Origin of the sequence: Mesorhizobium sp. ES1-4, from assembly GCF_020164745.1 — a bacterium.
GTDB lineage: Bacteria > Pseudomonadota > Alphaproteobacteria > Rhizobiales > Rhizobiaceae > Mesorhizobium.
This window is the reverse complement of sequence record NZ_JAIUGV010000027.1, coordinates 1-25,633: the sequence shown is the minus strand read 5'-3', so window position 1 is coordinate 25,633 and position 25,633 is coordinate 1. Positions and strand designations below refer to the sequence as shown.

Annotated in this window: 18 protein-coding genes and 3 pseudogenes; 9 read left to right on the top strand and 12 right to left on the bottom strand. The window is 56.2% G+C overall.

What is annotated here, in order from left to right; translation table 11 throughout:
• The first annotated feature begins 57 nt into the window (after positions 1–57).
• The 7 genes and pseudogenes from LB556_RS30020 to LB556_RS29990 form a co-directional block, all read left to right on the top strand.
• Positions 58–426, top strand: coding sequence for a GNAT family N-acetyltransferase (locus tag LB556_RS30020; RefSeq protein WP_063169352.1), 369 nt, complete (start codon positions 58–60; stop codon positions 424–426).
• Positions 404–871, top strand: a complete 468-nt coding sequence (locus LB556_RS30015) for a transporter substrate-binding domain-containing protein (RefSeq protein WP_224571101.1) — start codon at positions 404–406, stop codon at positions 869–871. The genes LB556_RS30020 and LB556_RS30015 overlap by 23 nt, the downstream gene beginning before the upstream one ends.
• A gap of 756 nt (positions 872–1,627) precedes the next feature.
• Positions 1,628–2,821 (top strand): annotated as a pseudogene (locus LB556_RS30010) (IS256 family transposase).
• 986 nt (positions 2,822–3,807) lie between these two features.
• The gene (gene panD / locus LB556_RS30005) at positions 3,808–4,251 is read left to right on the top strand and encodes an aspartate 1-decarboxylase (protein ID WP_063169354.1); all 444 of its coding nucleotides are present in this window, start codon (positions 3,808–3,810) and stop codon (positions 4,249–4,251) included.
• Between the two features lie 313 nt (positions 4,252–4,564).
• Positions 4,565–5,833, top strand: a complete 1,269-nt coding sequence (locus tag LB556_RS30000; protein ID WP_082826583.1) for an acetyl-CoA carboxylase biotin carboxylase subunit family protein — start codon at positions 4,565–4,567, stop codon at positions 5,831–5,833.
• 81 nt (positions 5,834–5,914) lie between these two features.
• A complete protein-coding gene (locus tag LB556_RS29995) occupies positions 5,915–7,084 on the top strand; it encodes a M24 family metallopeptidase (protein ID WP_063169356.1) in 1,170 nt (389 codons plus the stop codon).
• A 91-nt stretch (positions 7,085–7,175) separates the two neighbouring features.
• Positions 7,176–7,432, top strand: a pseudogene (locus LB556_RS29990) (IS3 family transposase); the annotation flags it as partial.
• 142 nt (positions 7,433–7,574) lie between these two features.
• Here LB556_RS29990 and LB556_RS29985 read toward each other — a convergent pair.
• From LB556_RS29985 to LB556_RS29940, 9 genes are all read right to left on the bottom strand, one after another.
• The gene (locus LB556_RS29985; protein WP_158515807.1) at positions 7,575–8,015 is read right to left on the bottom strand and encodes a GNAT family N-acetyltransferase; all 441 of its coding nucleotides are present in this window, start codon (positions 8,013–8,015) and stop codon (positions 7,575–7,577) included.
• A 476-nt stretch (positions 8,016–8,491) separates the two neighbouring features.
• Positions 8,492–9,421, bottom strand: a complete 930-nt coding sequence (locus tag LB556_RS29980; RefSeq protein WP_063170383.1) for a 2-oxoglutarate and iron-dependent oxygenase domain-containing protein — start codon at positions 9,419–9,421, stop codon at positions 8,492–8,494.
• Positions 9,422–10,102: 681 nt separating this feature from the next.
• A complete protein-coding gene (locus tag LB556_RS29970) occupies positions 10,103–11,833 on the bottom strand; it encodes a GMC family oxidoreductase (RefSeq protein WP_224571100.1) in 1,731 nt (576 codons plus the stop codon).
• 282 nt (positions 11,834–12,115) lie between these two features.
• Positions 12,116–12,682: a GNAT family N-acetyltransferase gene (locus LB556_RS29965; RefSeq protein WP_158515808.1), complete on the bottom strand. Its 567-nt coding sequence runs from the start codon at positions 12,680–12,682 to the stop codon at positions 12,116–12,118.
• Positions 12,683–13,072: 390 nt separating this feature from the next.
• Positions 13,073–14,902: an IucA/IucC family protein gene (locus LB556_RS29960; RefSeq protein ID WP_063169359.1), complete on the bottom strand. Its 1,830-nt coding sequence runs from the start codon at positions 14,900–14,902 to the stop codon at positions 13,073–13,075.
• A 463-nt stretch (positions 14,903–15,365) separates the two neighbouring features.
• The gene (gene ectB, locus LB556_RS29955; protein ID WP_063169360.1) at positions 15,366–16,667 is read right to left on the bottom strand and encodes a diaminobutyrate--2-oxoglutarate transaminase; all 1,302 of its coding nucleotides are present in this window, start codon (positions 16,665–16,667) and stop codon (positions 15,366–15,368) included.
• Between the two features lie 166 nt (positions 16,668–16,833).
• Positions 16,834–17,673, bottom strand: coding sequence for a hypothetical protein (locus LB556_RS29950; RefSeq protein ID WP_063169361.1), 840 nt, complete (start codon positions 17,671–17,673; stop codon positions 16,834–16,836).
• Complete coding sequence (gene ectB, locus LB556_RS29945) at positions 17,666–18,922, bottom strand: diaminobutyrate--2-oxoglutarate transaminase (protein WP_063169362.1); 1,257 nt, start codon at positions 18,920–18,922, stop codon at positions 17,666–17,668. The genes LB556_RS29950 and ectB (LB556_RS29945) overlap by 8 nt, the downstream gene beginning before the upstream one ends.
• A gap of 1,064 nt (positions 18,923–19,986) precedes the next feature.
• Positions 19,987–20,703, bottom strand: a complete 717-nt coding sequence (locus tag LB556_RS29940; protein ID WP_224571099.1) for a radical SAM/SPASM domain-containing protein — start codon at positions 20,701–20,703, stop codon at positions 19,987–19,989.
• A 719-nt stretch (positions 20,704–21,422) separates the two neighbouring features.
• On the opposite strand from LB556_RS29940, the pseudogene LB556_RS29935 reads away from it, so the two are divergent.
• A pseudogene (locus LB556_RS29935) lies at positions 21,423–21,658 on the top strand (transposase); the annotation flags it as partial.
• 16 nt (positions 21,659–21,674) lie between these two features.
• Here LB556_RS29935 and LB556_RS29930 read toward each other — a convergent pair.
• Together LB556_RS29930 and LB556_RS29925 are read right to left on the bottom strand one after the other, a co-directional pair.
• Positions 21,675–22,421, bottom strand: coding sequence for a LuxR family transcriptional regulator (locus LB556_RS29930; RefSeq protein WP_063169365.1), 747 nt, complete (start codon positions 22,419–22,421; stop codon positions 21,675–21,677).
• A gap of 354 nt (positions 22,422–22,775) precedes the next feature.
• A complete protein-coding gene (locus LB556_RS29925; protein ID WP_127262113.1) occupies positions 22,776–23,078 on the bottom strand; it encodes a hypothetical protein in 303 nt (100 codons plus the stop codon).
• Between LB556_RS29925 and LB556_RS29920 the strand changes: the two genes are divergently transcribed.
• The gene (locus LB556_RS29920; protein WP_063169366.1) at positions 23,058–24,860 is read left to right on the top strand and encodes an ABC transporter ATP-binding protein; all 1,803 of its coding nucleotides are present in this window, start codon (positions 23,058–23,060) and stop codon (positions 24,858–24,860) included. The genes LB556_RS29925 and LB556_RS29920 overlap by 21 nt on opposite strands.
• Positions 24,861–25,457: 597 nt before the next feature.
• On the opposite strand, the gene LB556_RS29915 is transcribed toward LB556_RS29920, so the two are convergent.
• Positions 25,458–25,580: an exopolysaccharide production repressor protein gene (locus tag LB556_RS29915; RefSeq protein WP_127248688.1), complete on the bottom strand. Its 123-nt coding sequence runs from the start codon at positions 25,578–25,580 to the stop codon at positions 25,458–25,460.
• Positions 25,581–25,633: the final 53 nt, after the last annotated feature.

Below are 25,633 nucleotides of genomic sequence, written 5' to 3'. Positions count from 1 at the left end.
ACAAGTTGGCAATGTTGAACCGCGAGTTGATCGAGGCCGAGAAGCATCGAAACCCCGATGACGGTTTCAGAACTCAAGGAGCGGTTTATTCAGTTGGTGAATCGCGAAATTTGGATGGTCGACCTCTTCAGCCAGAACGGCGAGATTGTGGGCCTCGCCACTCATCGTTTGGAGCCAGACAATGCGGAGCCGAGTGGGCAACGCGTCTTTTTGAGGCAATTCTACGTCAGCTGCCAACACCGACGTTCGGAGATTGGCTGCAGGACCCTTGAGCTGCTTATTCGGTCTCGTTTCCACAACAAATCAAGGATTTTCCTCGACGTGCTGGAGACCAATCCTGGCCGCAAGACCTTCTGGTCTCACACCGGTTTTGTCGCCTACAGCACGCTCATGGAGCGTCTCGTTGAAAAAGCGGACACCAAATAACCTGCGGTGCTGGGAATTAATTTGGGGATCGGATTGTCTGGCATTTGCGTGCGTCGCGCAAAAACACGAGAATAGAATCGAGCCGGTCGTAACCGAATGGGGCTCACTTGTCCCCGGCCTGCAGGCTAGCCGCTTCGACTTCATCACGGCCGGCATGTGGATCAAGCCGGAGCGCTGCCGCAACGTGCTGTTCAGCGAACCGATCGCTACGGAGAGAGGCGCACTGCTGGTGCCTAAGGGCAACCCGGAAGGGCTGCATTCTTATGAGGATGTGCGTGACAAGGGACTCACCTTCGTCAGTGATACAGGCTACACCGCGGTCCAGGACGCGAAAAAGTCAGGCATCGCCGACGACAAAATCATGCAGGTCGCCGGACCGCCGGCGGACAGGCTGTCGCGCCGCCGCCGGTGCCCTCGACTACTTTACAGCGACTGGACTTGTTAAGAAGGACCACAGCCTTGAGCTGGCCGATTCGTTCATCGCGCCAGCCAACTATCCTGCTATCGCCTTCGAGCTCAACGAGCAGGCTGCGGTCGACGCGTTCAATGCCGTATGCAGGACTATGTTGGCTCTGGCGAAATGATGGCAGTATTCGGCAAATACGGCTACGGCAAAGACAACCTGCGGACGGCAGCAAGACCGCTGACCTCTGCAGAGGCTGAAGGCAATGTGCCTTAACACGTCCCCGGTCATGGCGGGGACGTGTTCAGTGGGCAAGCGTCTGTGAGGCGATTTCAGGTCCACCGTGGCGGTGCTCACAAGACGCGCCTCATTGCCTGAAACAAACACATCTACACTTCATCGGGTGCGCACATGTGAGCGTCGCGGCCCACAATACGACGGCCAATATGCGGGCTGGCTCACCTGCCACATCAGGCAACTGCGCAAGCAAATCCCCTGACGTGTGCCGGAACGAGAAGCAGGAGAATACTGTGGAAATCAGAGTTGTACGCCCGGGCGACCTTTCTCAATTGCGCAAGATTTGTGACGAACACATCGACTTGGAAGGGGTGACAATAGCGGACCAGGACCTGAGTCCTTATTGGAACTCGGCGTTTTTTGGAACACCTGCCCAGTTGTTCGGTTGGGTTTGTGATGAAGGAGGGTGTGTGCTGACAGTTCTGCAAATTCGCTGAGAGAGGGCGGTCATGGCAGGCTGGTGATTGTTCACGTCACCGATTCCCGCGAAGGAACGCCACCATGACCAAGATTGAAAGTAAGACCGGCAGCGCTGCCATCAAAGACATTCTGCTTTCGGACCCGGACGGACTTCACGAAGTGATCCGTGCGGTGATGCAGGAGGTACTCGAGGCCGAGATGGACGAGGCGCTGGGGGCTTCGAAGAGCGAGCGCACACCTGAGCGGCTCGGCTACCGCTCGGGTTATTACGGCCGCACCCTTGTCACGCGGGTCGGCAAGCTTGAGCTGCGGGTTCCGCAGGACCGGGCCGGCCGCTTCTCGACCGAGCTTCTCGAGCGTTACCAGCGTTCGGAGCGGGCCTTGGTGGCGACGCTTGCGGAGATGTATGTGCAGGGCGTGTCGACCCGCAAGGTCAAGGCGATCACGGAAGAGCTGTGCGGCCATGCGTTCTCGGCCTCGTCGATCTCGGCCATCAACAAGCGGCTGGACGAGAGCCTCGCTGCCTTTGCCAGGCGCCCCCTTCAAGAGCCGTTTCCTTACCTCATCCTCGATGCGCGCTAAGAGAAGGTGCGTGAGGCCGGCGTCGTCATGAGCCAGGCGGTGCTGATCGCTGTCGGCATCGACTGGGACGGCCGGCGCCAGATCCTGGCCGTCGAGATGGCCAATCGCGAAAGCCGCTCGGCCTGGAGGGATTTCCTCGTCGCGCTGAAGGCGCGCAGCCCCAAGGGCGTCGAGCTGGTTGTCTCCGCCAATCATGCCGGCCTGGTCGCGGCGATCGGCGAGGTGATCCCCGAAGCCGCCTGGCAGCGCTGCTACGTCCACTTCCTCAGGAACGCGCTCGATCACCTGCCGAGAAAGCACGGCGCCGACTGCCTGCAGGACTTGCGCTGGCTCTAATGACCGGCGCGATCTCGCCGAGGCCAAGGCCGATCTCGCCGCATGGCTGTCCAAATGGTCGGGCCGCTATCCGCGACTGACGAGTTGGGTGGAGGAGACCATCGAGCGCACGCTGACCTTCTTTTGCCTGCCGCGCCAGCATCACAAGCATCTCAAGAGCACCAACATGCTTGAACGGCACAATGAGGAAATCCGCCGGCGCACCAATGTCATGCGCATCTTCCCCAATGAAAGCTGCCTGCGCCTCGTCAGGGCGCTGGCTGCGAGACCAACGAGAACTGGATGGAGGCCAACCGCTACATCAACATGGACGATCTGCGCGAGCACAAGAAGCTCGCTCTACGCCAAGCCGCATGACCAGCATCGTGGCCGCCCCATTTTGCAGAACTTGACGCACACAACCTGAAGGAGGTAAGCGTCATGACAACTCTTAGAGGATACATGACCGCGTCGATCCGGCTTTTCCTTGTTGGTCAGGGGCGATCCTCGGGTACGCCTCCGGCGAGGGCCGCCTTGCGCGATCATGGCACGGTAGCGAGGCTGGGCTCTTAAGGTCGTCCTTAGGAGCGTAAGCCCCGCGACCATCCCATCGCTGAAAACAAACCCTTGATCAGCGGGCGCCCGACGGACCGCCTCTGTCGTCGTGGCGCTCCCATGAAGAACCTGGCCCATAGTGCATCCTTTGATTCGGAAGATAAGGATGCCCCATCAAAACCTGAGATCAAACATTTAGGCAGGCCTCGACTGGGACAAGTAAAACGGCCGCATTCGAGGCATGAGGCTGCACGCGTCTAAGATCCGAACAGCCAATACCCGAGCGTCCTCGACATCCCCGCCGCCAGAAGTCAACGATGCCCAGATCGGCCGCACGACCACCAGCAGAAGGGCGCCACCTCAACCCGTCCTACACTCAACATTTTGTCGCGTCCGCGACGTGCCTTCTTGATCCGATCCGTGGTCTGCTCACCTAAATAGCTGAAAGAGATCACGCATTTCTGTTTCCGGCCTGATTAGCCAGTTTGGCACGAGGTTTGCAACTTTGTGTGCGATCCAGTTGAACGGGCCGATTGGCACAGTCACCTGAAATCACAACTAATTAAAGGAACGGAACATGTCGGAACTGTATCGGATGGCATTACCAATGGGGGACAGCCGGCCGGCAATGCCTCCGCCCACCACAACCAGCCTTCGCCTGACTGTCTCGTGCTGGCCACGCCAGAGTAATCAATTTTGTCCTAAGAACCACAATACGACAAATCGCAGAACGTCCATCCATCCATCCTGAAACCAAGACACAGCAATCGCTTGTCGACGCAGTGTCCCACCGCCGAGAGGAAATGTAGATGAGAAAATTTGTTGCCGCCAAGCTTCATGGAATAACTGTGACCGACGCGAATTTGAACTACCGGGGCTCAATAACTTTGGATCCAGATCACTGCGACGAAGCCGGCATCCTTCCAATGGAATTCGTTGAAATCTGGAATAAATCATCGGGCGCTCGAATCAGCACTTACGTGATTTATGGAGAGCGGGGTTCTCGTTGCTGCGTGCTGAACGGAGCCGCTGCTCGCACCTGTCAGGTCGGGGACGAAATAATCGTTTGCTCCTCCGCATACATCGAGGAGCATCAGATGGTGGAGATCAAGCCGCGAGTGCTGACTTTCCACCGGGATAATTCTATCTGCGACCACATGTTCTACGAGGGTGCAATAGACGACGATGGAAGGATAACGTTCTCGATTCGCGAGGGCTCTCCCGGCGATAACGCGCTAAAACTCACTCCCTAGTAGGGCCTTTCGGTGACAGCTCGTGGCGCCGGGTCCCGGTCAAGGGCGTACTCGTCCCCAGTACTCTGGTACGCGATACAGTGCATTATCCCACTCGGCCACTATTCGGTCAGTTGCCATCAAGCCCAATCGGTTCTGCCCAGATCTGGGAAGACGATTTTGCTGCGCCAAAGGCAACTTCAGCTTCAGCCAGCGGCTGCGGGTAGAGGCGACCAATTTCACGGAATGTTTGGCCTTGGATCGTTGTCTTTAAGTCTGAGGTCCACGATGGCAAAACGACCTATCGACAAAAACGCAGAGTGGAGAACAGCCAATGTCAAGGAAAGCTCTCATCCTGGTTGAAGGCCATGCAAGAGGTAATGGAATACGATACATCCACGCGGCCCGGCGTCTTGGCTTTCATCCAATTACACTATCAGTTGATCCAACACAGTACGAGTATCTTGCGGCGGAAAGAAGCGAGGCAATCCGTGTCGATACAACCAATCTTGATACCTTGATTCGCGAATGTTCCAGGCTGCGTGAGACCAATGACATCGCTGGTATCACGGGCTTCTCGGGCATCGACGAGTCGGTCTATGCAACCGTTGGCAAACTATGTCGGCATTTCGACTTACCGGGACCCAACCCCGAATTGATTGAACGATGCTGTGACAAATTCTCTCAGCGCCAGCTACTTGCGGAAGCCGGAGTTCCGATACCCGCTTATCGCATGGCGCTGAATGTGGCAGAAGTAGAAAGCGCTGTCGCGGAGATCGGCTTTCCCGTAATTGTTAAGCCGGCAATCGGCAGCGGTAGCATCGGTGTCCGATTGTGCCGCAACGCCGATGAGTTAGCTGACCACACGACCTATCTGTTGGGTGGGAAGCACATCTGGCCGTCTTCGCCGAGGATATTGGTTGAGGAATTCGCGCGCGGCCCTTTTTATAGCGTGGAGATAATGGGCAATGAGGTTATTGGGATTGTCGCCGTTGATTTCGGCCCCCCACCGCATTTCGTCTTCCGTGAAACGACCTTCCCGGCCCCGCTTGCGGAAGACGATCATGACCGTATCGTTGATGTTTCGCTGAGGTGCTTGCAAGCTCTTGGCCTTAATTGGGGGCCAACGAACATCGAGCTCCGGTTGACTAATCATGGCCCGGTTGTAATCGAAGTGAATCCGCGTCTTGCTGGTGCGCTTGAGCCTGAACTGGTCCAACTGGCGAGCGGTGTCGATCTGGTCACCGAGCACATCAAGCTTGTCGTCGGCGAGGAATGGGATTTGCGCAGAAGGCATTTGCAGACCGCAGCCGCGCGGTTCCTAGTTGCTGATTGCGACGGCACCCTCGATTGGATCGATGGCGGCAGTCAGGCGATCGCGGTACCAGGTGTCGCTGAAATCAAATTGTATGTTGAACCCAACGCGCCGATCTTCAGGAAAGGCGATTTTCGAGACTGGATAGGACATGTCGTCGCCGTTTCACCCAGCCTTGCTCAGACCGAAGCGATACTCCAACGAGCTGTCGACTTAATCGCTTGGTCTATCACACCGCCGTCGGGCGAACAGGAGCGATCTGCAGCCCCACGACTCCCCCCCAACTGAGAGGTGATCCGTCGCCAGCATAAGAACTCTTACCCGCAATAGCTCGCCTTGTTGTCAAAAGCATAGCTGGAGTTCAAACTTATGAATATATCCAAGGGACCCCAGGCATTCCCTAGAAGTGAATACCTTCGCCGGCTCGGCTCGGTGAAGTTCGAAATGGGTCGGTGCGATATCGACGCGCTCGTCGTTTCCGACCAACATAACATTACCTATCTCACGGGGTACACCGCGCTATCAGCCTATGTTCCTCAGGCCGTTGTGGTTTCGATACGAGAAGAGGAACCGACGTTCATTCTGCGCCGCTGTGATGCGCCGGCAGCCATTCATCAATGTTTTATGGAGCGCGACAAAATCGTCGCATACCCCGAAGCGTATATTGGAAATCCTGACAAGGATGGCTATGACGCGGTAGTCGATTACTTGGAGGACGTCGGCCTCGCGAGTCGAGGCATAGGAATCGAGCTATGCTGCCTTCCATCGCAATCGGCGAAAAAGTTTAGGATGCGCCTGCCTGGTGCCACGATCGTCGATGCTACTAAGGCGGTCACTTGGAAAAGGCTCATCAAGTCAGATCTCGAGATAGCTGTAATGCGGGAGGCGGCGGCAATCTCAGACGCCGCGATTCGACGCGCTGCTGAGGTAATACGCCCCGGGGTGCGTGAAGCAGACGCGTGCGCGGAAATTGTGGCAACGTTGGTGCGCGGCGCAAACGGTAAGCCAGGAAGCGGGATCGAGGGAATAAGTTTGTGTTCATCACCGCGAACGGGAACGTGCCACATTCCGTGGAGCGAGGACGTTTTTCGCTATGGATCGCAGGTGAATCTCGAAATCGGCGGTGCGCGATATGGTTACTGTGCTGGGCTTATGCGCACTTACACGATCGGCTCACCCTCCGATCGTCTACGTCGCGTGCATGAGATCCAAGTCGCCGGCCTTGAGGTCGCTCTTGATGCGATACGGCCAGGAGCGACTTGCAGCGATGTTGCCAACGCCTTCAATCGCAGCATCGAGAAGCGGGGCCTCAAAAAGGAGACGCGTTGCGGCTATGCACACGGCATTGGTTGGTTGGAGCCGACCGCAAGCCTTAAGGATGGCGATATGACAGAGTTGCTACCAAACATGACCTTTCACCTGATGTTAGGTAATTGGATCGAGGAGGATTTTGGATACGTCATCAGCGAAACGTTCCGTGTCACAGACTCCGGCGTCGAGGTACTGACCACTGCTCCCCGGAAGATTTTTGAGATCTAAATTAGAATATGGCTTGTCATAACGACAGCGCGGACGTCCGGAATAGATCTTGCCGGTCGACGAGATGTCGCCTACCTTGTTGAAGTGCGGACGGCGAGCGGCGGTCGGCATGCGGGGCCGATCCGTGTCGAGGCGAAGCCGAACGCACGCTGGTCGCTGTACGACCAGTTCTCCTGCGGCCGATCAACTCGTCGACGACGTGACGCGCGAATGCCTTACGCGATTCCGGACACAGATCTCTGGTCGCCGCGTTGCTCGCGAACTGACGACCTGATCGCCCAGCGCGGCAAGCCCGGCATGATCGTCGCAGACCACCGCACGGAGTTTACCTCGAACACGGTCCTTGCCTGATCAATGGATCATCGCGCCGAAAATACATTCCGCTGCAAGCCCATGTGCGCAACATAAATGGCTGCACCTCTAGTCTACTCGCCACTGTTTAAAAGACTGGGGCAGGTCAATGCGCTTTCGTTACGACCTCAGAGCAAGTCTACAGGTCATAGTAGTAGGTAAGGTATGGACTCAATTTACCGATCTTGTCATAGAGCGCCCGCGCATGATAATTTGATCTGTCCGTATTCCAATAGATTCTCAGCCAGCCTTGGTCGCGACCGTAGGAGGCCAGATTCGTGAGCATGGCTTGGCCAATCCCCTGGCGCCGCGAAGACTCGTCGACATAGAGATCTGCGAGAAAACAGACCGGACGATCGCTAAGAGTATACGGGTGAATGACAAAGGTAGCAAAACCTATGGTAACGCCAGTTGCTGAGACCGCGATCAGCGCGTTAATCGGTTCGTCTGGGCGCTCGATGCGCCGCCAGATCCTATCTGTCGCCTGTTCTGATGAATTGAGACCTTGGTCGGCGCAATATGCGTACCAAAGGGACCGCCATGCATCGCGGTCGGCAGTGCCTGCGAGACGAATCTCCATGAGGGGCGGGCTCCGGCTGAGAATGGGCTCCAGGGCGCGAGGTGTTCGGCCTGAAAGGTTGACGGCTTGCGATAACTGCCACCGGCCCGCAAGACGTGCAGCACGCGACCGCCGGGTGTTATAAGATCTTTCCGCCTGTGACGGCGTCGTGGTCGCGCTGGAACTGGTTCCCGGGAGCTCGGTTCGCGATACGTCAAGCGCGAGTTGGGCGAGCGTTATCATGGGATCAAGTTCCCTCAGGTTTTCCCGCAGCACGTTTGCGACAGCGGTGCAGATCTAGTGCGATCTTTCCCTGCGACCACACGATGCAAACAATCTGACACCATAGGTGCATTCATCCCGAAGCGGGCTTCCGACCGCCGCGCTACACGCGCGACGGCGGGACAATCTAGCGGATGCGAGAGTTCTTCCAGCTTACCACGGAGATCTGCACCGCGTCGGCGCCATAATTGCGCATGCTTTAGAAAAGCAGACAATCATTGCAGTTCGCGCGCGCGTCCGGCGCCATTCCCAGTCACCCATATTGACTCAACGTTGCGCAGCATCATTTCTACAACACTAACTTGCTGCCCTTGTCGCGAAGTCAGGCGAGCGTCGATCTCGGGATAAATAAAGAAGGGCAGCGAAATTCGATCAGTCGGACCACTATGCACGACCTGGTGGGGCGTACTCTTGAAGCGGCCGTCGCTCAAGACCTGAAGGAGGTCGCCCAGATTGACTACGAGACTATCGGGCAGGCTCGGCACCGGCATCCATCGACCGCGGAACCACACCTGCAAGGAACGCAGGGGGAGTTCCTCTTGCAGCAGCAGCGTGAAGAAGCCATGATCCGTGTGCTTTGCGCAAGTGCCGCCGCGAGCTGGATACCGTATCACGCGTTGCCCAAGCGTCGGCGTGCTGAAATGGCGTTGGAACCATGCCTCTTCCATACCTATCAGGTCCGCCAGCGCATCCCCGATCTGGGGGACAATCCCGGCGAGCACGGTAGCCTGCAAAGCAAGCAGGTTTCTTGCGAAGCCAGGAGCCAAGGCTTCATCCGGAAGGCGCGTGCGGCCGGAGAACGGACGCCGGTCGCCTTCGTTCTCAATTCCGAGGTCGAATACCTCCTTTGGATCGAAGCCGGCCTCAGGATGTAGCATTTCGCCGTGTAAAGGACTGTATCCACGGGCGGCAGTGGGGTACACGTCCTGAAAGGCGTGCCCGTAGCGTTCCTTAACCGACTGTGGCAATGCGAAGAATCGCCGGGAAGCCTCAATGGCTTGCGCGATCTGTTCCCCGGGGATGCCGTGCTCGACAAGGTAGAAGAACCCGTATTCCTGGCATGCCATTTGCAGGCGCTGGCGCTCGTCACGTCGCGTTGCATCGTCTCTCAATTTCGAAAGTGAAATTTTCGGCAGCGTGGTCATAGTCAATCCCCTTTTTGGGCGCTTAAGTTGATTAGTGTTTGCCGCGGCTCTCAAAGTCGACAGTTCCTTGGATGTGGGCAACGCGCCGTCTCTTCCAATAATAACGAAAGTCGACATGATGTCCCATTCTAAGGCTAAGCCGATGGCTGGGCGGTGATTCCGTCTTAGCAATTGATCTCTAGCGCTTCCTGGTGAAGATAACAACGATTTGTATGTTAATATAGTTGTATATATTGTTACATCCGTCGCGGTTAGTTTAACATTATCACGGCCAAGATACTAAGAGCGATTTACAATTCTGAATTGCTTTATGACTTCCAGGCTCAATCCAGACCAGCGCCGACCTCCGGGTTTCATGGCAGGATCGGCCATCTCGAAGAGCTCTATGACGCGAGGTATCGCCAGCTACCTGAGCTCGTCCATCACACACGCCGTCCCGGACGATGGCCGAATGGCAGAAACCGACCGCTCGAAATTTTCCTATCCCATAGTCTTTTTCGACGCTATCCGGGTCGAGCGGTCAAGCTCAGGGACGAAGACTTCGTTCGCAAAAAAGCCATCTACATCGGGTTCGGCGTTCTGCCTGGCGGCACCAAGGAGCACATGAGCTGAGGAAGCGCTTGTCGACGTTATCCGCCGTCTCGACGAGACGACTAGCCGAGCAGCAAAGCAGGCAGCGATTTAGCTCCGTCTGCCGTCTCTCAAGGTTGTGTCGGCCAATTTCTCAGCCACCATAATCGTCGGAATGTTTGTGTTCGCCCGAGGGCAAAATGGCATGACGGAAGCGTCGGCGATCCTCAAACCCAAAATACCATGAACGCGTCCCGACGGATCGGTCACAGCGCCAGGATCCGCGGCTGCCCCCATCCTGCAGGTCGACGTCGGATGCCAACTTGGGATGACGTTCTGGCGAATATACCGATCCAGATGTTTCTCGTCGTTGACGAGATCGGAAATGCTATCCCCATCCGTTATGACGCGCCTAATCAGCCCACGGCGCAGCCGCGGCGACGCGTCCATGAGCAGCGCCAGAAATGACGTGAGTGCATAGTTTGTGCTTGTGACCTTGCTCACCAGCTTCGCTCGCGCATTCAACGCTGACGGAAACGGGTCCAGCGCCACAGAGGACAGCGAATCTTGCTGCAGCAGGCGGACTATGAAGCGAAAGCCCTGCTTGAGGCGCTCGGCGTCCCGCTTGTCGCTCAACCAGTTGAAATCGACCTCCGGCTCTATTTTATGCGAACTACCCTTGAGCGCCACAGTTCCCGTCGAGTAGCTGCGATTGACCCACACGGCGAGAGTGCCGAGGCGCCTCCCCAGCGGGTGCCAGGATGATTTGGCAACAGTCGATATTGCCATATCGGTCGACGGGCAGCCTTCGTAACCCGACGAGTAGCGGGCGTGCATCTGAATATATTCGCTCACGCCGGGTGACAAGCGATCGGCCGGCTTCAAATAGGCCGAAACGCAAATCGTGGGGTGTTCCTGAAGATTCTGGCCCACACCTTTCAAATCTGCAACGATAGGGATTCCGAATTGTACTAATTCCTTCGCGGGGCCGATCCCGGAGCGCATCAATATGGCGGGTGAATGGAGTGCTCCTGCGCACAGGATAACGCAAGAAGCGCTATACGATTGCACGCCCGATTTGTTCTCCGTCTCGACCCCCGTTACCGTTGTTCCCAAAAAGGTCAGCCGCGCAACTGTCGTTTCGGATAAAATCGTTAGATTGCGGCGAGAGCGGACGGTTTCGGGTAAGTACGCCATCGCGGAGGAGACCCGATGACCATTGCGGTTGGTCAATGGGACAACTGAATAGCCATCACCGAATGCACCATTGAAGTCTGGCCTGAAATGAAGCCCCAAAGCATCGTAAGCATCGGAGATTGCCCGGATGAAGCCCGACCAGTCTGATTGGCGCACACGTTTGATTGGCAAGGGGCCGTTCGTGCCATGAAATTCCCCGCCGAAATCCAAATCGCATTCTAGACGACGGAAGTAGGGCAGCACGTCTTCCCAACCCCAGCCCGTTGCACCGCTTGAGGCCCACTCATCGTAATCTCCGGGCCCGCCGCGGTTGGCGACTTGGGCATTGATGCTGGAGCCGCCACCCATGACGCGCGCCTGTTCGTAATGGACAGGCTTGCGGCCACCTCGCACCGTTGTCGCGTGGAGTGACTGCCATCGATAACCGGGATTAAGGTAAGCACGCGTTGGGTCGCCATCCTGGATGTCGTCAGGAATGGCATTCGGCGGCGTATCAGGGCCAGCTTCAATGAGCAGCACGCGAGCGCCATAGGCGGAGAGCCTGCTCGCCATCACGCATCCAGAGGAGCCACCACCCACGACGATATAATCGAAAACCACGCAACTCCCCATCAAGGTACCAAGTGTGATGGGCTTCTTCAGCAAAGCGCTCCTCCTACCGCCTGAGATATGGTCACTTACGGCGCGGCAGCTCCACATCATGCCGTCTGTAACGGAGCGATTTGATCGCCAAATCGGTCGAGGGCATGCCCGAAGCGAGACCGAGCGACCCATCTGAACTATCTCTGAACCGACAAGCTCTCAATTCCAGGGCACATGCATCTCCGGACACGCCGGTGCGTCGGTGTGAATGATTGCAAGTTCGTAGGGCGAGAGCAGCGCTCGCCTACGGTTTCTTGCATCACCGTCTTCCGAGAAACAATGATACTAACAAGAGATAACGACGACTTTTTCGATTTTTACAGCAGTCAAGACTGTCACTTCAAAATATCGCATAACTACGTTATTGTAGACCCGGTCTCTTACATAGCGAAGGCCTACTTTCGGTGCTTTCCGAAGCGAACGCGTGTTCGTTGGGCGAATGAATGAAGTGACCTTCTCGAGCGTTAGGTTCTCGAAAGCAAACTGGATCGCTGCCCTGCCGGCCTCTGCGGCGATCCCCTTACCGGAAGACGCAAGGTGGAGGCACGATACGGTTTCCACATTAGTGGGATCTTCGGGCAGATACGGGCCACTGTACATCAATCCACAGTAGCCTGCGAATTTTCCGACTTGGCCTTCGCCTTTTACGAACACCATCCATAAGCCGAAACCATTGCTCTGCCAATGATGGATGAACTGTTGTAGTTTAGCTTTCGATTGCTCTCGGGTCGGATAGACTCCATCCCACATGGCATTTACCACAAATGGATCGCTATGAAGCTCATGTAGAAGAAGCTCGTCGCTATGCGACGGTGGCCTTAGGATTAGGCGCGGCGTTTCTAGAATGTACATGAGAAGCTCCCTTCTAGCCATAAGTTAGAGCCGCACTTACCTCCAACGCGGCCATGATCTCCTAGCATGAGCGTCAAGGCCGCAGTGCTTGATTGAAGGCGTTCGACGAGGTTTATGCTTAAGGTAGCGAGGTCTACACAAATCAAGCTTTGGGCGCCTAACCGTGTCAGTGTTGACGGCACCTGGAAAGCCGGCCCGAAGGCGATAAAAAAATTAGGCGCCTCCTTTCAGAATGGAAGCAGGCGACGCGCTGGTGAGCGGGCGCCTGATACGCGCAACATGCTGCGGCGGCGTTTACGCAAGGGGTTGCTTACCCCAAGGGGGGGGTATGGTATTGGCCCAAAACCGGCTAACTACATTGTTCATTTAAAATACGCGCCTCCTTCAAGCTTAACCTGCACTGGTCACTTTGCGAATGCCCGCCAGTGGGTTCTTCAGCGTGCCGACGGTGTGCAGGTATTCTCCCGGATCACCGAAGTCCACCATTTGCTGGTTTTTTTGTATCTGCAGTCGATTCATACATCGTCGCAGAAATTCTGGAGCGAATAGGTCATGCTGCCTGTATTTTTCGTCATATTCCGGATGTTTCGTCTGGTAGCCAAGGATGGACTCGCTTACGAGCTGCCAGAAGTGTGTCGACGGAAAATCAAGATGTTCTTCGAGTGTTACAGCCAAGTAACGAAAGAAGCAGTCGAAAACGTCGGTGAAAATGAAGTCGTGCTTCATGTCGCGATTTACTTGAATGCAGATCCTCTTAATCTCCTCCGGCACGTTGAGATCTCCGCCTAGAATACGAAGCTCCTCGCCAATGTCTTTCATGATAACTCGCGTCGGAGCGTGATCTTTCATAACTAGAATTATATTTTCTCCATGTGCCATAAACGCTAGATCGTAAGCATAAAAGCAGTGGAGAAGCGGCGCCAGATAAGATTCAAAATAGCGGCGTAGCCAAGCGGCGGCGTCTAACCCCGAGGCATTGATGAGGGCTGTCACGAGTGCTTCACCATTGTAATCGACATGAAGCAGCGACGCCATTGTCATCAGACGTTCCCCTTCTTTCAACTGCCGAAGGGGGCTTTCCCTCCACAGCGCAGAAAGCATCTGCTTGTAAGGGGAGTCCTTCTTGAGGGCGGTGTTGAAACAACGATTGCGATAGCCAATCGTCGCGACCTCGCGAAGGATGCTGAAGCCGTTGGCGGCTAAATAGGAGTCACTGTCGAGCAAATTCTTCAACCATTCGTTGATGGCGGGCGTCGCCAGCATGTGTGTCGGTGACAAGCCGCGCATAAACCCCATGTTAAGTATCGACAGCGCCGTTTTCACGTACCGTTTATGCGGATCGCTTATATTGAAAAGTGTGCGGATCGATTGCTGGGCATGATATATGTCCTTCCCCTGGCCTAGGCAGACAATGTGCCGGTTGGCGATATCCGCCGCGAAGATAGTTGAGAGCCGATTGAACCATTGCCAAGGATGCGCTGGCATATAGATGTAATCGGTCGAGTTTAGTCCCTTTTGACGCAACGCTGCGTCGAACTGTTCCAGCGCCTGTCGACCGAGTTCCTCGTGCATGAGAAGGTCGTAGTCGAGCGTTGAAATGGACTTAAACGTTGCCATTTCTTTATGGACGGCCAGCCATATGAGTCTTATCGAACTGCCCACCTCCGGCGCATAGCGACTATAGTCGAGCGCGTCAAAGCCAATGCGACCGTTATTCGCGATAAAGGTCGGGTGGCCCTCCGTCATGCCAGCCTCAACGATCTGGTAATCGGCAAAAGCCAGTTCTGCGGCGGATATCTCTGTTTTGGCCTGCTTGTACGCGCTGCCATACAGCGTGCTGCTGATCTCCTGCAGGTAAACCGGCATCATCTCTTCCTTTATGCCAAGATGGCGGCTGAACTCAATAACAAAATCAAGCGCATCCAGGGGGGCCGGCCTGCCCTCAATCCTTTTCTCCAGAGAGCCGGCGTCCACTTGCCAGTGATCTAGCAGGAGGCGCCGAGCCTGGAACCAATACTCCAACCCAGGGGTCTCGCTTTCCAGCACATACTTCCCCCAGTCGCCTTCCATTCGCTGGAGTCGAGGAGCAATTAGCAACTCGTGTGCAAATTCGCTGATTGCTTTACGGATAAGGAGCCGGTTGGCCTTTGCCCATAAATGCGGTTTCAAATGCTGCGTTACGCGTTCGGCTAGGCTTATCTCATCGTCTCGGGCTGTCATATCACTCACGATCTCAACTCCTTCAGAACGTAACGGTGTAAGGTTCGCGAACGCGCCTTACACTCGTCTCGCCAAACTTCGACGTCGCACAAAATCCGTTCTATTTTTCATCAGAAAGGATAAGAAATACCGGACCTCTTATACAAGTTAATTTCTAATGTGTTGTGTACCGTTCGTCTTCGCTCGTGATAAACCAGCAATATTACCATCTTACTTATATAATATATTAGAATACCGGTTTCACCGGCCCTGGACGTCGTCCTTCATCTTGCAACGAGCAAGAAGTGTGTATTGATTTGCACATGCCGTACTGTCGTTCGATCACGTCAAGCGGTCGGTGTCCATTGTTTGAGCTCTCCGAGTGTCCATTTTTGCTGTCCGTCTCCATACAATCGCATACGTCTAAAGCGGAATTTCCTTTGCTTGATAAGCCCAGACTGGGTAGGGGGGACTGAGTGAATGCCTACTCCGCTGAAATGCTGTCCTGCACCGCGCCAATGCTGTCGCGTACGATCGACAGACCACGGCGCAGTTCAGCCTCGGTTATGGTAAGGGCTGTCATGAACTTGAGCACCTCACCATACGAGCCAGCGATCTCGATCACCAAGCCGCGACGAAAAGCTTCCCGGGAAATGAGCCCCGGCAATGAGTGGTGCTTTGGTGATACGAGTCCATACATCAAGCCGCGGCCTCGGACATTCAGAGCAAGGCTGGGGAAGTCGTCTGCGATCGACTTGAGTTCTTGAGCCAAGATGGCTGATTTGCGAGCAATCTCATCTTCAAACTTGGAGTCGGACCAGTAAGTCTCAAGGGCCGCACGAGCAGTGACGAAAGCATAGTTGTTGCCCCTGAACGTGCCGGTGTGCGCACCCGGCGTCCAGACATCAAGTTCAGGCTTCATGAGGACAAGGGCCATAGGCGTTCCAATTGCAGACAACGACTTTGACAGGGTAACGATGTCCGGCACGATCTCAGCCGCCTCGAAACTGAAGAATTTCCCTGTGCGACCGACACCAGCCTGAATATCATCGAGGATCATCAGGATCTCGTGCCGAGAGGTCAGATCACGCAGCCGTTGCAGCCATTCAACGGTAGCAGCATTGACACCGCCTTCGCCCTGCACTGCTTCTAGGATCACCGCAGCGGGTTTGCCGAGACCACTGCTAGGATCATCGAGAAGCTTCTCGAAATACTCGATCGTGTCTGAAGCGCCGAGATAGCCCTCGTACGGCAACGATGTCACGTGCGCGAGGGGAAAGCCGACAGCATCTCGGAACTTCGTGTTTCCGGTTGCCGCCAACGCCCCAGCGCTGACTCCGTGAAACGAGTTCGTAAACGAAACGATGTTTGACCTGCCGGTCACTTGGCGAGCTAGCTTCAGAGCCGCCTCGACCGCGTTCGTACCTGTGGGGCCAGTAAATTGCAATTTATAAGACAGACCGCGGGGCTTCAAAATAAACTGCTCAAAAGCTTCGATGAAGGCCTTCTTGGCGGTCGTAGCAAGGTCGAGCCCGTGCACAATTCCGTCGCGCGCAATGTAGTCCAACAACGCCCGCGTGAAGGCTGGGTTGTTGTGCCCGTAATTCAAGGCTCCCGCGCCTCCCAAGAAGTCGATGTATTCCCGACCGTCTGTAGCTATGAGGGCAGTGCCGACGCCTCGATCGAACAGAACTGGGAACGCACGGACGTAGCTCCGCACCTCAGACTCAAGACGATCAAAGATCGCGAGGCTTACATCGTTTGTAGGAGTAAACTGCTTCTTCATAGGGCGAGTCCTGAATTGTAGCCTGCAAAGGCATCAGCCCAAACTGTCTGGCGAAGGCCATTTCAATCGGTTCGAGGTTCGGCTTGTATGACGGCAGCATGAGCAGTCACACGCCTGGCCACGCCAACTCACGGCCCAAGCCAGTCGATCGCTGCGAGGTCCAACGTCACGTCCACCAGAGAACAAGATCAGGCCGCGCAAATCCGAAAAAGCAATTCAGCACTAGGCGACGCTTTCCGTCGCCTAATTGACCGGTAACCCCGTGAACGAAGCCGCCATCGATTAGGGCGATATCCCCGGTTTTGAGCTCGAACTCGCGGCAAGGGACGGCTTCCAGATAGGCTGCCGAATAGGGATATCCAGTGGTCTCCACACCTTGCGATATCCGGTCCGCAACCGTCGGCTTGTGGCTCCAGAGCTTCAGATTGCCGCCTTCCTCAGGCATGCTGGGATAGAGGTTGAGCGCTGCGACCGTATTGTGCGCCACCGCAGAAAGCTCGTAATCATCGCCAGCACGTAAGACTTGAGCGACGTCGTCGTGGGGATCCAAGGAAAATGTGCCTGTGCCCGACCAACTGAGGCCGCGACAAACATTGGCCTGGCCGTGTTCGGAACGGGCTAGCCGCAATTCGATTCCCTGGTTGTGAAGCTCTCGCTTCAACGCCCTGAATACTGCTCGAACCGGGTCAACCAAATTCTTAAAAAGGGCATCGACGTACGGCCGCGCGTTTTCGGCGTCTGCGAAATAGGTGGCTGCATCCTTCCTGTAGTGAGATGCGCCGACATATTGTCCGGGCACACCATCTTTACGCTCTCTGAGACCAGAGCTTCCAATAAAGTTCGTAGTGATCTCCTCGGCTACTTCGGTGCTGAAAGCTTGCTTGATGTGCAGAGCGGTGAGCTCACCTTTCAGGACCGAGATGATCTCCGCCGTGTTGATCGACCCGGTCCGTTCTTTGATCGAAACCGGCGAGATGGCTGGCACTTGAGATATCTGACTAGGCATTGTCTTGCTCCTGTAGTGCGTGTTCAAGGATGGTGATGCCACGATCGAGTTCGGCATCGGTGATGGTTATCGGTGGGAGGACTTTGATAACGTCGCGATTTGGCCCCGAGGATTCGATAAGAAGGCCATTTTCGAATGCGACATCGTGCACGCGGCCGACAACTGCCGGTGAACGGCATTTCAGGCCGGCCATCAGACCGCGGCCGCGCTTCTGTTCGATGTATCTTGGAAATTTCGCAACCAGGCGATCGAGGTGCGTTTGCAGCCTGACGGCTGTCCGCTCGACACCTGCAGTAAATTTCCTATCCGACCACATCTTGCACATGGCTCCTGCCGTCACGAAGGCGAAATTGTTGCCTCTGAAGGTCCCGCTATGTTCTCCGGGCTTCCATATGTCCAAGTCGGGTCGAATCAGAACGATGGACAACGGACTACCTGAACCGCTTAGGGACTTGGAAAGACACACAATATCCGGTTCGATTTTCGCGGACTCGAATGAGAAGAAATCGCCAGTTCGGCCCGCACCCGCCTGAATATCGTCGACGATAAAAACAATGCCGTGCGTACGGCAAATGCGCTGAATTTCCGTGAGCCAAGCTGCGGATGCGGCGTTCATGCCGCCTTCGGCCTGGATGGTCTCCAGAATGATTGCGGCAGGCTTTTCTATGCCGCTCCCCGGGTCGCTCAAAACGCTGTCGATGTAACTGGCGGAATCGAAAGCTTGGCTCGGATAGCCGTCATAGGGAACACGGATCACATCGTGGCGAGCGACGCCTCCCAGTTCCCTGGTTGAGGCCGAGCCCGACACCGCTAGAGAGCCGAGCGACATGCCGTGGAACGCATTCGTAAAGGCCATGACGCTCGAGCGGCCGGTGTATTTTCGCGCCAGCGCCAGCGCCGCTTCGTTGGCGTTCGTGCCGGTCGGCCCGGGAAACTGAATCTTGTACGAAAGGCCTCTGGGTTTCAGGATCCAATCGACGAACCCTTCAATGAAGTCACGCTTTGCCGCCGTATGCATATCAAGCGACAGAAGAATGTTCTCACCGACGAGATATTCAATCGCTGGCGCCATAATATCCGGATTGTTGTGCCCGTAGTTGAGTGCGCCGGAACCCACCAGGAAATCGATAAAGGGCTTACCCGTCTCGTCCCAGATCGTCGCCCCAAGGGCCTTCGTAAAGACGGTGGGGAACGCCCGGCAATAACGACGAACGTTAGATTCATGAGCCGTGAAAGCGTCGGTGTCCATATCAAGTCCTCTGCACATAGTCTTTCAAAGAAGAGAGCTGTTTAATGGCTAGTGGTTTGCGGCAGATGTTCGTCGCTTAACGTTGAAGCAGAATGCCGGAGGCAGCTTTGTTTGGTCTGGGTTTGGTCTGGTGATGCCGGCATCCTCATCAAATATTGTTGGGTTGCGTTGCCCTCCATTCGGATGCTTTCGAATGTGCTGCAACAGGATGGCTTCTAAAGCTTCCGCGAAAGCATCGCTACTATGGCATCAGGTAGTTGACGTACCCACCCTTCGCTGCCCATAGCGCTCCGGACAAATGAATGAGTCCAAGGAGATCAGCAGGGTCGCGTCGCCAGAGGTTGTGTCGCTCGGCGGTAGCGAAGCCGCTCGCGAGCGCGCTCCTCAATAGCGCCGTAGCGAGCGAGCGGCTTCGCGGCGGTCATCAATATTCGCCGTTCAACCTCGGGCTGCGGACACCAACCTGATTCAAGAAACTATTTGATGACCGATGACACAGCGAAAGCCACGCTCTCTTTGAGAAGAATGCGGATTCCGATCTCTTGCGCGATGACTGGCCCGAGCCGCCGGATCAAGAGGGCGGGGCCGCCGTGGACCCCCTTGACGGAAAGCCCGTTCGTAGGCCAGGCGGAAGCAACCGGGAGACGCGCTGGCGAAGGGCCGCATCGGTTTCGAGAACGTCCACTACCGCGACGGCAACCATCCCCGGCCGCAGCTGGGCTGCTGCCTTCAGGCGAGTCGAAAAGGAGATCGTCCGGGAGGGTGAAGGCGTTGACGAGGTGAGCCGTGAGTAAGCAATCAAGCTCTGATCGGGATCGACTAACACTGTTTCCATCCGACCGATGGTTGACCTGTGATCGGCGTTACCTCAAGCTAGGCAGGCCGACAAGCTCGGTTGGAAGGCGAAGACCTTTCGATGAGCTCGTCTCCGAAATGCTCGAGGCCCACTGCCGCGCCTACAGGAACATACTGGCGTAACGTGAAAACACGATGGCGTCGCGGGCAGGTGCATCTGTCGTGGGGCCATCCGCACTGCCAGGCACGCCCTCTCGGCCGGCATGCACTCAGGTCCGGTCGTTTGGGTCGGCGAATTCACACATCCTGCAAAGCAGAAAACCATCTGCTCCATTCATGCGGTCGACGATTTCGCGAAAAACTGGCTTTTCAAACAGAGCGGAGTAACCCTCATATAGAAGGTTGCCCAATACGTGACGCCGTTCAAAATCCATAGAGCACAGGGTAACGTCGCCGTTTGGAAGAAGAACATTCCGATACTGTCGTGCGTCCACGCAGGTTAGGGCTCCGACCACTGGCTGACGTGGTGCAACGATCTTAGGGTCGACGCTTCCACCCCTACTGCTCACCGGCCGCGCTTTTATCAGGGCTTCGGTAGGAATAATGTCGGCTATATCTGGGTGGGGCTCGCCCAAGGCCACGAATCGGATCAAGGGGATGTCCGCGTCGACGAGTTGACGAACCAGATCGCGATACTTGTCTCCGACCAGGCGGCTGTTCATGTAGGTGCCGTCATCGAAAACATGGACCACGAATACGCCCAAGCGCAAGGCTTGCAATCGCTGCAGGTCCTGCCCGTTCATTCCCACCAGCGTCGTAAAAATCCTGATGCCATGGCCTTTGGCGAAGGCGTGCTCCACCATTTCGGTACAGTCCGGATTGAGCCAAGGTTCGGAGTATCCCGCAAAACCAATGTCGACGGAAGTCGGTACGCGGGCCAGACACCGCTTGAAATCTTCAAGATCCAGATGACTCGCATGAGACACTTTTCTTTGCCGGACCGCGAACTTGTCCTGGGGACAATATGAACATCCTACGACGCATCCCGTGGTCGTCGTTATCTCCAAAACCCTGCCGGCTGTGTTTGCTGAGCGAAGTTCCGGTAAAATCACTGGTGATTACTCCCATCTACTTCCTGCGAAGCGCCACGATGGTGTGCGTGTGCCTTTGGCTTTCTGATACCGCCTGCTGATCTACCGAGGCAACGCAGACATCTACCCTTTTTGGCAGCCTAAGCCGCCCGGTTCACCGATTTGCCGGGCCGACCCTTCACAAACTTCCAGCGCGTCGGACCAGAGACAGCATTGCATCTTTCGAGGCATCACTCGCTCCGGAGATGTAGCCTCAACCGTTGGTCGCTGGCCCGTCGCCGAGATGCGCGCGCAGCACCCTCGAACCCGCCGGAGAGAAGCTTTCTGGATGCCGTCGATCATCCTTCATCGAGCGAGTTCCGTGTTCTCATGCGGGTCAGCCCTCACACTATATTGCCGCACATCGACCAGCAAAGGCCGAGCTAGTGCGCCTGGCGCGCAGTTACTGCGAGATAGGCTTCGAAAAGCCCGACAGGGCTAAGACGCTCCGCTGTATTGAACCCGAAATGTTTTCTGACAGCTGTCAGATTTTGGACACACATCACTCATCGTCAGTCGCTTAATACGGATGGTAATTTCTTCCAGGAATCGGTGACATTGAACACCACCCTGTCATGACCGCCCAATCTCAGCGAAGCGAACTCAGCATCGCCACCAGGACCAAGCCTGAAGATAAATCCGCCGTAGCAGCGTCAACGACATTTTGCTTTCGAAGCCGGATGGATTGCACGAGGTGATTCGCGCCGTGATGCAGGAGGTGCTCGAGGCCGAGATGGACGAGGCGCTGGGTGCTTCGAAGAGCGAGCGCACGCCGGAGCGTCTCGGCTATCACGCGCGCTACTACGGGCGGAGAACTAGCTGCGCACCTACGGCGGTTGGATAATCCCAAGGTTCAAAGCTTTTACAACAGCTACCGTTCTGCTGGTCGCATCCAACTTCCGCATTACATTTTTTAAATGGAAATCTATCGTATTTCGTGATCTGCCTAAAATAGTTCCTATTTCCCAAGATGATTTTCCTTGTGACACCAAATCAATGCACTCTATTTCTCTCGGAGACAGGTTATGAGCTCGTTCCGACGCAGTCGTAGTGTCGAACTTCGTAACCATCCGATGAAACCGCAGCGCGGCCATTTGCAGGTAGGTGATCGCTCTATTCTGCAATTCGCAGTCCGAGGATTGAGCAAAACTCACAAACCTAAAGCTGCCACCAGGGCCATGTAATGGGACGGTAACGCCTGACCTCAAGCCGAATGTTGCTGCTTCGTCCAAGACGCGGCGTCCATCTTCAGTTATGTTTTCATCAGTATACACCTCGCTCCATCGAAAGGGTCCCGCCTCCTTTCGACCTTTCTTGATGAGGGGGTCTATTTTGGCATAGCCCATTCTCGAGTAGCGCTCCTGCCATTCAGCAGGATAATTCCACATCACCACAGAACCCTCCCGGTTCGGCTTGAAAGCCCTCTCTGATGCGAGCGGCCCATAGGCAATCCACGGGCAATCGAAATTCAGCGCAAACGCAGACAACAGTTCGAACAACTGTTCGGATTGAGCGACATCATCAGTCATCTTGAGGAATAGGTCTAACTCCACCGCAATCCGCCGGAGTTCCATGATGTCTCCTTCATTGCGTTCTCATTGGTGCACAGTTTGCTCCAACCCAGCCTCGCAACATCCGAAGTCAACGGGACTCGAGCCGGAGTTCCTTCCGCCACCTGGAGTACCCTCAAGAGTCGTGCCAGCTTGCGAGCGAAGCTTCTCCTTCAGGTCGTCAATCGACGGGGGAGGTACCCAGGAGGCGAACCGACAGCACTGTGTCGGGGAGCGCACAATCCGACAGTCGAGCATTCGATTGACGGAATATGGGCAGGAAAGTATTCGCGGCGCGCTTTTGAAATCAGCACCTAAGTGCCGGGCCTGAGAAAGCTGCATTGCAACTGTACTTATTTGATCGAGGCAAGAACAAGCTCAAAATTCAATCGATACATCGACCTTCTTTTCCAATCTCCCGAGTTGAGCAGCCGTAGCAATCGTATCGACTGGATGGCGGCTGACTTTCTCCAGGCTCGGTAACCTGCTGAATTTGTCCTTCGGATGTTCCCGCTCAGTTGGCACGACTTTTGAACTCACCGTCGTGAGGCGGCAAGAGCTGCCCGCCAAAATTGATGCTGTTATGGGGGAGGTCGAAATTCCAGTTTTGTCTTTTATCGTCTTTGGGACCGAGCGTGTTGATGCGCCCGCTTGGAAACTATGAGACGTTTCCCCGTCCATGGGCGCGGCGCCACTTGTCGCGACGTTTTCGCCTTCACTGTTCGCCTCTGGAACAGGCAGCCGGCCCGGCTCGCGATCATCATGACCGCGATGCTCGCCTCCACGCTGGCTGACGTGTTGATGCCGCTCTATTCTGGCCGACTCATCGACGCTGTTTCTCGTGCTGCTAATGCGGCAGCACCAGCTTCGGATTCAGCTGTTGCAGCATTCTCTGTACCGATTGCATTGGCACTCGGTGGCATTGCCATGCGCCACGTCGCCTTCATTGGCCTGAGCGACCTGGTGTTGAAAATGATTTCCGACGTCGCGACCGAAGCGTTCCATCATGTGCAGCGCTTTTCGACAGACTGGCATGCAAACAGCTTCGCCGGCTCGACAGTGCGCAAGATAACGCGCGGCATGTGGGCGCTCGACCTCCTCAACAGCACGATACTCGTCACGCTGCTCCCGTCGTTTGTCATCTTGATCGGCTCGACGGTGCTGCTCGGCTGGCACTGGCCGGTCATGGGCGTGATCTTTGCTTGCGGCTCTCTCGTCTACCTTGCGTTTTCGATTTCGCTGTCGCTCGGCTATGTCGCGCCAGCGGCGAGCCTTGCCAACCGATGGGACACAAGGCTCAGCGGCGCGCTTGCGGACGCGGTCAGTTGCAACGCTGTGGTCAAGGGCTTCGGCGCAGAGGTTCGCGAAGACGAGCGGCTTGCAAATATCATGACGAAATGGCGGCACCGCGCGCGCCGGAGCTGGGTGCGCGGAACGATCATCGGCTCAACCCAAGGCGTAACTTTGGTTGCGCTCAGGGTGGCGGTGGTCGGATATGCCCTGCTTCTGTGGTCGCATGGACAGGCAACGCCGGGCGAGATAGCATATGTTCTCACGTCCTTCATCGTCCTGCAGGGCTATCTGCGTGATGCCGGCATGCATGTCCGCAACGTGCAGCACTCGGTTAATGATATGGAAGAACTGGTGGCCATCCACAATCAGCAGGTGGATGTTGCCGATCGTCCAGAGGCCAAGCCGATCCGGATCACGAACGGCCGTATCGATTTCGAGAACGTCCACTTCCGCTACGCCAACCATCCCCTGCCGCTCTATAGCGAATGTTCGCTGTCGATTGAAGCTGGCGAAAGGGTTGGGTTGGTTGGACCCTCCGGTTCCGGCAAGACAACATTCGTGAAGCTGATCCAGAGACTCTACGACCTGAGCGGCGGCCGGATCCTGATAGACGGTCAGGACGTCTCGGAGGTGACCCAAGAGTCCCTTCGTTCGCAGATCGCGATCGTGCAGCAGGAGCCGATCCTGTTTCACAGGTCGCTTGCCGAGAACATCGCCTATGGCCGGCCTGGCGCGAGCCAGGCCGAGATCGAGCAAGCGGCACGACTGGCAAGTGCCCACGAATTCATCGCGCCCCTGCCGAAGGGCTATGGGACATTGGTCGGCGAAAGGGGTTTGAAGCTCTCCGGCGGCGAGCGCCAGCGCGTGGCGATCGCGCGCGCCTTCCTCGCGAACGCGCCGATCCTTATTCTGGACGAGGCCACATCGAGCCTCGATTCGGAATCCGAGGTGCTCATTCAACAAGCGGTGGATCGGTTGATGGTGGGCCGAACCACACTCGTCATCGCACACCGGCTGTCGACGGTCCGCTCGCTCGATCGGCTGCTCGTCTTCGACCGTGGCCGCATCATGGAGGACGGCGATCATGCCGCCCTGATCAATCTCGATGGTGGCATTTACCGCCGCCTCTTCGAACGGCAGGCGTTGGAACTCGCGAAGGGCCTGGCCTGATCGCTAAACCGGCTTGCGCGATGCGCCGAGCCGTTGCCGGAGAGGGGTGTGGCAGTGACGAGCGGCGGGCGTTAGGCGGCAAAACCAGCACGGCCGGAACTGTCCGCCAAACGGGCGAGCGGGAATGCACCACGTCTAAGCTTCGGCGAATGCGCGCAGTTACACGCGGGCACCGAATTGTCGCGCCTAACGGCGCACGCACCAAAAGGGCGGGAATGTCGACGGCCCGGGAAGAGTGCGGCCCTCGCCGTTACCCACATTTCGCCAAAGGAAGCGAAGTCAACGCACATTGAGAGGGCGGTGCTTCCCGGCCGGCCGGGATCCCTGTCGCTGGCCCAACCTACCGCACGCTGGCCACGTCAACGGTTCAAAGTCCCTTCGGTTCGCAAAGTCGTCCCCTTGGAGACCCGGAAGCGCAGGAGCTCCGACCGCAGTCTTCGCTCAACTCTGGCCATCTGCTCCGGGATTGGATTCCGTTCCCTTGCTAGCACAGTGGCAGCTGAGCACGAACTCGCCGGCCCCGTGTCTTTCGATTACGGCCAACGGGCTTAGGAAGAGATTGGATTCGCCGGCCCTCTGCGGAGCGAATGAACAGTTCTACAGATCATCGACGTCCGCGAAAAAGAGCACGCAGCCGAAATAGCAGGCCTGAAGCAGCAGCGAACAGGCCAGCGTCGTGACGACTGCCACACGGATCGAATCCAAAGCGAAGTAAACCATCGACGCATTGCTGCACAGGACCAGCCCCACGAGCCGACAAAAAGATGAAGTGC